The sequence below is a fragment of the Haemophilus parainfluenzae genome (genome assembly GCF_003253005.1).
Taxonomy (GTDB): domain Bacteria; phylum Pseudomonadota; class Gammaproteobacteria; order Enterobacterales; family Pasteurellaceae; genus Haemophilus_D; species Haemophilus_D parainfluenzae_M.
Window position 1 is genome coordinate 1 of the sequence record NZ_QEPZ01000011.1, and the last position, 10,481, is coordinate 10,481.

Annotated in this window: 10 protein-coding genes; all 10 read right to left on the reverse strand. The window is 38.0% G+C overall.

Annotation, left to right across the window (positions count from 1 at the left end):
• Positions 1-181 (reverse strand): hypothetical protein (locus DPV97_RS09605; protein WP_207798653.1); only part of this gene is annotated, 181 nt, incomplete at its 3' end.
• Between the two features lie 8 nt (positions 182-189).
• A complete protein-coding gene (gene gdhA, locus DPV97_RS09335; protein ID WP_070713514.1) occupies positions 190-1,539 on the reverse strand; it encodes an NADP-specific glutamate dehydrogenase in 1,350 nt (449 codons plus the stop codon).
• Positions 1,540-1,772: 233 nt separating this feature from the next.
• Positions 1,773-2,795: a porphobilinogen synthase gene (hemB, locus tag DPV97_RS09340; RefSeq protein WP_070713510.1), complete on the reverse strand. Its 1,023-nt coding sequence runs from the start codon at positions 2,793-2,795 to the stop codon at positions 1,773-1,775.
• Positions 2,796-2,851: 56 nt separating this feature from the next.
• A complete protein-coding gene (tatC, locus tag DPV97_RS09345; RefSeq protein WP_049363662.1) occupies positions 2,852-3,646 on the reverse strand; it encodes a twin-arginine translocase subunit TatC in 795 nt (264 codons plus the stop codon).
• A 9-nt stretch (positions 3,647-3,655) separates the two neighbouring features.
• Positions 3,656-4,261 carry a Sec-independent protein translocase protein TatB gene (tatB, locus tag DPV97_RS09350; protein ID WP_070713508.1) on the reverse strand — a complete coding sequence of 202 codons (606 nt, stop codon included), beginning with the start codon at positions 4,259-4,261 and terminating at the stop codon, positions 3,656-3,658.
• A 2-nt stretch (positions 4,262-4,263) separates the two neighbouring features.
• The gene (gene tatA / locus DPV97_RS09355; RefSeq protein WP_005695386.1) at positions 4,264-4,494 is read right to left on the reverse strand and encodes a twin-arginine translocase TatA/TatE family subunit; all 231 of its coding nucleotides are present in this window, start codon (positions 4,492-4,494) and stop codon (positions 4,264-4,266) included.
• A 129-nt stretch (positions 4,495-4,623) separates the two neighbouring features.
• Entirely contained in the window at positions 4,624-6,651 is a 2,028-nt protein-coding gene (locus DPV97_RS09360) for a BCCT family transporter (protein ID WP_070713504.1), read from the reverse strand.
• A gap of 255 nt (positions 6,652-6,906) precedes the next feature.
• Positions 6,907-7,188 carry an OsmC family protein gene (locus DPV97_RS09365; protein ID WP_243585090.1) on the reverse strand — a complete coding sequence of 94 codons (282 nt, stop codon included), beginning with the start codon at positions 7,186-7,188 and terminating at the stop codon, positions 6,907-6,909.
• Between the two features lie 405 nt (positions 7,189-7,593).
• Entirely contained in the window at positions 7,594-9,405 is a 1,812-nt protein-coding gene (gene nadN / locus DPV97_RS09370) for an NAD nucleotidase (RefSeq protein WP_049357781.1), read from the reverse strand.
• A gap of 24 nt (positions 9,406-9,429) precedes the next feature.
• Positions 9,430-10,209 carry an amidohydrolase family protein gene (locus DPV97_RS09375; protein ID WP_005645774.1) on the reverse strand — a complete coding sequence of 260 codons (780 nt, stop codon included), beginning with the start codon at positions 10,207-10,209 and terminating at the stop codon, positions 9,430-9,432.
• Positions 10,210-10,481: the final 272 nt, after the last annotated feature.

Sequence of the window (10,481 nt, forward strand, 5' to 3'; positions counted from 1 at the left end):
TCAAACTCGAAAGTGATTTAAGAATATAGCTTACTTTTTTCTCTGTATATATAGACAAAAAGCCTGAAGATTTTACACTTTTTGAGCAAAAAAGCAAGCCACAAGCCATTTCAAACTTGAGAAATTCACCATTAAAAAATGACCGCACTTCATCATAAAGTGCGGTCAAATTTTCATTCATTTTGTGAATTAATAAACGCCTTGCGCCAACATTGCATCAGCCACTTTCACAAAGCCTGCAACATTTGCCCCGACAACATAGTTGATGTTTGCTTGACCAGCGACAGTACCATATTTTTTACAGTTTGCATGAATATCTAACATGATGCGATGAAGCTGTTTATCTACTTCTTCAGCTGTCCAGTATAAGCGTTGTGAACTTTGCGCCATTTCTAAGCCTGATGTCGCAACACCACCTGCATTAGCCGCTTTACCTGGGCCAAATAATACACCAGCTTCTAAGAATGCATCTGTTGCTTCGATAGTGGTTGGCATGTTTGCACCTTCAGCCACTAATTTCACACCATTTGCAATTAAAGCTTTCGCATCTGAAATCTCTAATTCGTTTTGGGTTGCACAAGGAAGTGCAATATCGGCTTTCACTTCCCAAGGGCGTTTACCTGCAAAATATTGAAGACCGAATTGTTTTGCAAACTCTTCTACTCGACCACGTTTTACATTTTTGAGCTCTAATAATGCCTCTAATTTTTCACGATCAAACCCTTCAGGTAAATACACATAACCCGCAGAGTCAGAACAAGTTACGACTTTCGCACCTAGTGCCATCGCTTTTTCAATCGCATATTGTGCTACGTTACCTGAACCTGAAACTAAAACCGTTTTGCCTAGGAAGCTATCCCCTTTCTCTGCAAGCATCGCTTGGGCAAAATACACCAATCCATACCCCGTTGCTTCTGGACGAATTAAGCTCCCACCGAATGAAAGACCACGGCCAGTAAACACGCAAGCGGCTTGGTTTGATAATTTTTTCATATAGCCTGCAAGATAACCGACTTCGCGACCACCTACACCAATATCTCCTGCTGGGACATCAGTATCTGGACCAACATGACGATATAACTCGGCCATTAAAGCTTGACAGAAACGCATCACTTCAGCATCTGATTTACCTTTAGGATCAAAATCTGAGCCCCCTTTCGCACCGCCCATTGGCAATGTGGTTAAGGCATTTTTAAAGATCTGTTCAAAGCCTAAGAATTTTAAGATTGATAAGTTAACGGATGGATGAAAACGCATCCCCCCTTTAAAAGGACCAATTGCACTGTTGAATTGCACGCGGAAAGCACGGTTTACTTGAACTTGGCCTTTATCATCAGTCCATGCCACACGAAATTGGATTGCACGCTCTGGTTCAACTAAACGCTCTAATAAAGCTTCTGAACTGTATTTAGGATTTGCTTCCAAGAAAGGCCAGATTGACGTAAAGACTTCACGCACGGCTTGTAAAAATTCAGGTTGGTGGCCGTCACGTTGAGCCACTTTTTCAAGAAATGCGTCTAATGATGCTACTGCTGACATAGGATTTTCCTTCTAGTAGTGAGTTAATATGATGTGTATAACGTTATTTTATTTATCACCGTCTTGTTGCGGCGTGTCATCAATATAACAATAGAAAAATCAACTAGACAATAGTTTTTTTATAGAGAAAATAAAGAAAAAATAAAAAACGAGAAAAAATTTAATATTTTCTCGTTTTTATTAGATAAGTTCTAAAATTAGCACCTAGATTAGTACTTCAAGTTAAAAAGTGCTTATTTATTTTTACCTTCTAAGTAAAGCCATTCAGCGACTTGCTTCGCAAAATACGTCAAGATACCATCCGCACCCGCACGTTTAAAGCAAAGCAATGATTCCATGATGCATTCTTTTTCTTTCAACCAACCATTTTGAATGGCTGCCATATGCATCGCATATTCGCCAGAAACTTGGTAAGCAAAAGTTGGCACGCCGAAATACTCTTTCACGCGATATACCATGTCTAAATATGGCATACCTGGTTTCACCATCACCATATCTGCCCCTTCTTGTAAATCAAGGGCTACTTCTTGTAATCCTTCATTACCATTAGCTGGATCAAGTTGGTAAGTTTTCTTATCGCCGCCTTTCAGATTACCCGCAGAACCGACCGCATCACGGAATGGGCCATAATAGTTAGACGCATATTTTGCAGAATACGCCATAATTTGCGTATTGATATGACCATTTTCTTCCAATGCCTGACGAATACGACCAATACGACCATCCATCATATCACTCGGTGCCACAATATCAGCACCTGCTTCAGCGTGTGAAACAGCCTGTTTAATCAGGATATCTGTTGTGATATCGTTTAATACATAACCTTCTTCATCAATGATCCCGTCTTGTCCATGTAGTGTATAAGGATCAAGTGCGACATCGGTTAATACACCTAATTCTGGATAAGCGGCTTTCAATGCTCTCACTGCACGCTGTACCAAACCATTCGGGTTAAATGCTTCATCCGCCATTAAAGATTTTTTATCTTGCTCAACTACAGGAAATAATGAAATCACTGGCACGCCGTATTTCACTAAAAGGCCTGCTTCGATTAATAACTGATCGATCGTTAAACGTTCAACTTTAGGCATAGAAGGCACTGGTTCACGATGATTTTCACCTTCAATGATAAATACTGGATAAATTAAATCATTCGCGGTTAAAGTATTTTCTGCGACTAAACGGCGACTAAAATCATGTTTACGTAAACGACGAAGACGACGGGTTGGAAAACCGCCTAAAATTTGTTGAGTCATAATAATATTTCCTGTTTTTATGATGTTAAAAGGGCGTATCATCTACGCCCATTTTCTTAATCTTTGTGATTCAAATTAGCTTGATTTTCTACCGCACTTTCTTCATCCGTTGTCTCTTCTTCATTCTCTTTCGGTTGATAGAAACGTGCAACTAACAAGCCTAATTCAAAAAGAAGGCACATTGGTACAGCAAGTAAAGTTTGAGAGAAAACATCTGGTGGCGTTAAGATCATGCCAACAAAGAATGCTCCCACAATAATATAAGGACGTTTTGCCGCCAATGCTTTCGTGGTTGTGACACCTGTCCAGCAAAGCAAAATAATGGCAACGGGTACTTCAAAGCACACACCGAAAGCCAAGAATAATGCTAGCGCAAAATCAAGATAACTGCTGATATCTGTTGCGATAGCCACCCCTTCTGGTGCGGTTTGCGTAAAGAAACTAAACACGAAAGGGAAAACAATATAATAAGCAAACGCCACACCGCAATAGAATAAAACTGTACTAGAAAACAATAACGGATAAATTAAACGTTTTTCATGTTGATACAGCGCCGGTGCAACAAACGCCCAAATTTGATAAAGCAAATAAGGCACCGAAATAAATACCGATACAATCGCGGTTAATTTGATTGGCGTAAAGAATGGCGTTTGAATATTGGTTGCAATCATCGTTGCACCCTTTGGCATTACTGCCGTTAAAGGTGCGGCGACAAAATGATAAATATCATTAGAAAAATAAACCAACGCCACAAAAACCACTAAAATACAAATTACGCAACGTAATAAGCGGTTTCTGAGTTCAACAAGATGGGTAATTAACGGTTGGGAATCGTCCGTCGTATTGCTCATAATTATTCTCTAGGACTTAGCTTCAGATTTAGGTGCTGGTTGCAGTTCCACATCATCCGGCGAATAGTAATCAGATAAACGCTCGGTTAATTCAGCTTGCTCATGGGCTTCAAGTGCGGTCAAATCTACTTCTGTTTTTTCAGGTTCTGAAACTTCAGCAAGTTCATTCTCTACATGCTCTATCGATGCTGTTTCAGCCGGTTTTTCTGCTGTTTCTTGTGAGTTTACCGCAAGTTTTTCAGCAGAATCAGCCGAATTTTCAGCCGCACTTTTAATTTCTTTAATTTGCTCTTCCACCGTTGTGCCCGCTGCAGCCGCTTTTTCTTCTAGCTCTGCACGCATTTTTTGAGCCTGTTCTTTCAGCTCTTCAACGGTTTTACTTAAGTCTGGGGAAAGCTGTTTTAGATTCAGTTGTTCCGCTTTCTTGATGCTATCTTGCAATTCTTGCAATTTAAGCTCTTGTTTTAATTCATTTTGAACATTAGCTGCCAACCCACGGATCGTTTTCACCCAGCCCATTACCGTGCGAATAGCCACAGGTAAACGCTTAGGGCCTAGTACCACTAAGCCCACAAGCATCAATAAAACAAGTTCGGAAAAACCAATATCAAACACGGTTATGCCTGTTCTTTATCTTTTACAGTTTCAGTTTTTTCAGCGGTTGTTGTACCGTCTTTAATTTGAGTAAATTCCGCATCTTTTTTTGGCTCATCGTCAGACATCGCTTTTTTAAAGCCTTTTACTGCTGCGCCAAGATCAGATCCCGCATTGCGTAATTTTTTTGTACCGAATACTAATAAAATCACGACTAATAAAATAATCATTTGTGCTGGGGATAAACCAAACATAGAAAAACTCCGTTAGAATTAAATTGAAAATTTGGGCTTGAATATACTCTTTTTATGCATTTGTCTCAAGAGGTAATTTTAAAAGTGCGGTCAAAAAATAATGTTATTTTCAACCGCACTTTAGTCTTATTATTCAGCCAGTTCTGTTTGCTCGTGTGCCATCAACTCTTGGCCTACGTCATCTAGCAAACTTAAGTAGCGTTCATAATGTTTCAATATATCAGCAATCAATTCATCTTGATCCATATATTGCACATCATAACCCACTCGACCATCAAAGAAATAAGTGTATGGCTCATAAGTCATACTATGCTGAATATGTGGCAAATTGTCATCATTAATTAGCTGAGTGGACACATCCCGACCCACAGATTTCACCCCATACATAAAGTCTCGCATTGATTCTTTTTGAATGACCAATTCCACTGCAGGTTCATCTTGTTCAAATAACGTGTTAATTTGCACGCTTAAGTCATATTTGCCAATCAACTCTTGACGTAATTCGCGCATAGCCGGCAATACCGTATGTTTAAGGAAACGTAAAATATCTTTTTCTTGCGTTTGGTTCATCATTTGTTCCAAACGTTCTTTCCATTTATCCCCCGTCCAGAAAATACTGGTTGGATTAACTTTGGTATCAAAATATTTTTTATCCGCATTCAAACCTTTCCATAAACTAAAACACATCAATAACATCAACATGGCGAAAGGTAACGCCACTAATAGCGTCATTGCCTGTAGATTAGCCAAGCCGCCTGATTGCATCAAAACAATGGCGACAACTGACATTAATATGCCCCACATCACGGCCTGCCAACGAGGTGCTGCAAGGCTTTTATCGCGTGATGCAATGTTATTTAATACATAAATACCGGAGTCTGCTGAGGTGATAAAGAATAAAGAAATCACCACCAAACTCACTAAGCCCGTCACGCCAGAAAGCGGTAAATAATCTAAGAACTTAAAGAGCAACGTTTCAGGCGAAGAAATCATTTGTCCTAACGTACCTGCAGCTTCACCATCATTCAACCAAATAGCCGTATTACCAAATACGGTAAACCACAAGATACCGAACATGCTAGGAATCACCAACACGCCGAAAATAAATTCGCGAATGGTACGCCCTTTCGAAATACGAGCAATAAATAAACCGACAAATGGCGCCCAAGAACACCACCATGCCCAATACAGAATTGTCCAACCGCTAAACCAACTAGTATGTTCTTGTTCATAAACATAGGTTTTGAAACTTAATTTTACTAAGTTGCTAAGATACGTTCCGATGTTGTCGCTAAAAGCGGATAACAAATAAAGTGTCGGTCCCGCCACTAAGACGAAAATCAACAAACAGAAAGCTAATGTTAAATTCAGCTCACTTAAGATTTTTACCCCTTTCCCTACACCTGAAATCGCGGAAAATATCGCTAAACTCATTACCACGGCAATTACGACAACTTGCAAGCTGAAGCTATTTTCGCTAATCCAGCCTAATTGATGTAAGCCTGCACCCAATTGTGATGCACCAAAACCTAATGTTGTGATAACACCAAATAAGGTGGCAAGTAACGCCATAATGTCGATAAGATCGCCTAACTTGCCATTAATACGCTCTTTCAATAACGGATAGAAACAAGAACGTAATGCCAAAGGTAATTTGTAACGGAATCCAAAGTAAGCCAATGCCAACGCAATCGTGCCATACACCGCCCAGGCATGAATTCCCCAGTGGAATAAGGTGTGTAACAAGGCTTCTTGTTGCTTATGCTCTGCGCTGCCTGTGGTAATATCAGATAAGTAATGCGTCAATGGCTCTGCTACACCAAAGAACATCAACCCTACCCCCATACCGGCAGCAAATAACATCGCCAACCAAGACAGAAAACCAAATTCAGGCTCTTCTTCATCATTGCCTAATTTGATATTACCTAGGCTACTGACTGATAAAATGACTAAAAAGCCCAAAAATACTGAGAATGCTAATACGTAAAACCAACTAAAGTTGGCAAAAATGCCCGATTTAGCAGCATTTAATAAAGTTTGTGTTTGTTCAGGTGCGATTAAAATCATCGCGACAAGCAACACCACAAAAAATAACGTTGCACCAATCACTAAAGGATTGAACGACGTTTGCTTTTCCATAAATTTAGATAAAGACAACGCTTCCCCCTTAAAAATTAAGTGAATAAAAATAAAATCAGATTAAATAAAATAAGGCTTTAAGCCCTAAATGGTGAGATGGAACCATCGCAAATGATAGCACGGAGAAGTGCGATTTTGAAGGAAACGCTCAGTAGGATTTGAGTGGATTGTTTCCAAAAGTGCATTTATGGTATAAAAAAATACCAATTATTTCAAATTAGGAAAATATTGATGGTATTTAATTTAAGTCGTATTTTTAACTGATATAATGAATTACAAAACTTGCTCAAACAAGACAGTAAAAGAAAACGTTTTATTTAATGTGTTGTAGATAAAACAATTTCTTAATGCAGCTTCAGTAAGCTTATCAAACGTCTGATCATCTAAATCAGATGAAATAAAAATTTTAATTTTACAATCGGTTATGTGTGGAGGTTCATCATAACCATGCACACCAAGTAAGGTTAAAGGGGTGGCGAGGTTGAGCCAAATTTTTCCTTCCATTTCTACAATATCGGCACGTTGTTGAACAAAATGCGCTTTTACACTACTCAAAATGCCAATGCAGTTAAGTCATCGGAGCAAGGGAAAAACTCTACAAACGTCTAGCAAAAATGGTTGAGCATAACTTTACGGAAGCAGAACAACACCATAGACATAGTTATGCCCATTACAGAGGTCCGTCGAAAGTACACATGCACGCAAGCACAAAATATCAAGAAAATGCCCTTGTGCTATGGGCTTTTTTACGCTTTTTATAATTCAGACTTTATTAATATGAGGTAATGGTAAAAACTCTACGAAACTGACTGCTTGAATGGCAATCTAAAGTGAAATGTAATAGAAAGAGATAAAACGACAAAAAATAAACCCACCTTTACCAGATGGTCTATAAAGTGGGTTTGCCTGAGGTATAAAATCGAGTGTTAAATACGCGCTATTTTCAATATATTTTAGCTTTTATTTTTTAGGTAACGCATCACTAGAAGCATTAAATTTCACATTTGATGAAGTGTAAGCCTCAAAGTGCGGATGTTTTTTCATAAATTTAATGAAACTTTCCGCATCAGGCAAGTAAGTATCAACGCCTTCATATTTCGGATCGTTAAATAATTTACCAAAAGTTTTGTAACCATCTTTACCGCTAGCTACATAAGCATTAGTACCAACGAGATAACGTTTATTATCATCAATTGGTTCCCATTGTTGGGTTTGTTTATTCAATACTTCCACGCTGACTAAACGTTTACCTTCCGCATTTGGTATTTCATTCGCTTCGTAACGAATGCCCGCGCCATAAGGGAATGCCCCTGTAGAACCATCAACTAAAGCAAATTGCATCGCATCTTCAAGCACTTGTTTCACTAACGAACCTTCCATTTTATAGGTATATAACGTATTCCCGAAAGGTAAGAAAGTATAAGCATCATTAAAGGTTACATTGCCTGGTAAAATATCCGCACGAACACCGCCTGCATTTTGAATGGTTAAATCCACTGTTTTGAGTTCGTTATACATTGTTTCTGCAATAAAACGCGTTGCAATAGAACCTTCTGGATTTGAGCCTGCTTTATTTGGGATACGATTTGCTGAACCACCCGGCATTGCAGAACCGGTGATGACGCCAACAATTTCTTGTGCTAAACGATCTTTTTCACTTTTATATTTTGAAATAAGCATGTCTGTTTTTGCATCATGATCATCAAGTGAAATACTCTTCATTGACTTTAAAGTATCAAGCGCTTTTTTACGTTCATCGCCTGTTAATTCAGTCCATTTACCTTCCGCATTTTTCACTTGAAGTTTATGAGAACTCATTAACACATGAGGAATTTTACGAGTAATAGACGCAATACCTTCAGGACTGAATTTAACACCTAAGTCACCCACAACAGCAGAATAAGCCCAACCTTCCATTACAAATACCGGTTCGCCATTCGGATTTTTAAATTCAAGCGGATATTCATAGATTACTGGAAGTTTTAAACCACGTAATTCATCATTTCCGTATAAATAATGTGAATCCCCAGTAACGATCACATCAATATCATTTACTTTTTGAGCAATTTCGATATTTTTTTCACTTCCTGCATGTGAAAGTAAAATGATTTTATTAATGCCTTGTTGTTTTAGAGCATTTGCCATAATTTGTGCGGTAGCAATTTCATCATAGAACTTCACATCCTTACCTGGTGAAGATGAATTAACCGTTTTATTCACGGTATCTAATCCGATAATGGCAATTTTTTCTCCATCCACAGTGAAAATATCGTAAGGTTTCCATTTGTTATATAAAATTGAATTTTTATCAGGAATAACATTGGCTGAAAGTACTGGAATTTTTAATGGCTCGAGTAGTTTTAATAAACCTTCATTACCCGCGTCAAATTCATGGTTACCCAAAGTAAAATAATGGAAATTACCAGCATTCATGACAGCCGCATCAGCGGAACCGCCAAAAAGTGTGAAATACAGCGTACCGGTAATCGCATCACCAGCATGTAGCACTAATGGATTTTTATACTTTTTACGTAACTCATAAAGTTTTCCATTCACAGCAGAAAAACCGCCAATATCAACCTTTGTTTGTTGACCATTTAGATTAATTCTTGCTTCGTGCGGTTCCAAATAAGAATGGTGGTCGTTAATATGTAAGATACTTAACTCCACAGCTTTATGTGCTTGCGGCGCTTCTTTAGCAAAGGCTGCACCTGAGCAAAGCATTGCTAACGCACTAACTGCAAAGGTAACTGATTTTTTAGATAAAAACATAATGGCTCCTTGTGAGTAAACGGATTAATTTAAGCCTTCAAGCATTGCTTGGAAAGTCTTATAACGAATAGCATAGTTATTGTGTTGAAGATTTTCACGTGCTTGATCTAAATACGAAAAATCATCAACCTCCACCCCTTTAAATTGGCGAGCAAACATCATATTGGCTAGAGCGAGGCGGGGCTTAATTTCAGAAGAAGGGGTTATCAAACTCACTCGATTCTCAGTAATAGAAAAAGTTGTTTGATTAGGAAAATCTTGACGCATCTGTTCAATAATTTTTTGAAATATGCCTTTAGCATCCAAAGACAATAATATAATTTGATCTGGTTTGGCTCCCCTTTCTAGTAAAGCCTGAACAAATTGCTCCGAATTATCTGTTTGACGAATATAAATTTTTGCCTGCTCATTCGCTAAAAAAGACACCAATAAGTTTTTCTTCATTTCCTGAATTAAATTAGCATCGCCAGTATTTATTGGCTCAAAGTATAAGTAATCAAGAAATTTAGGAGTGAGATTTTTATCTGTTTTAAAAATGCGAGTTAGGATTTTTTCGCTTATTTGGATCTGATTATCTAGGAATTGAGGAGGTAAAGAAAAAAGTGCGGTGAGTTTTTTCTGTAAAATCGAAACTTGTTGCTTTTCTTGTTTGGCTAAAGCGATTGAAAATTGTTGTTTTAAAGCCTCAGCGGACTCAGTAGATACTGATTGTTGAGAAGACGGAGGAGGACTCGCTATCACAGATTGTTGAATGCCAATACATGACGCTAATCCAAGTAACACAGAATGAAAACCGATTTTCATAATAAACCTCATTTAACTGATATTTTATCAATATAAAATACCGCTTAACGCGTAAACTTGACCTAAAACTATTTGAGAGTTTCTTAGATTATACGTAAAACAAAATTGCATGTGAATGATAATGTTTACCTTTTCAAGAGAATATAACGTACTTATTAGAATGCTCATCGAAAACTTGCAAGTTTGCTCAAAAAGTATAAAATTCGCAAGCTTTTTGTCTATATATACAGAGAAAAAAGTAAGCTATATTCTTAAATCGCTTTCGAGTTTGG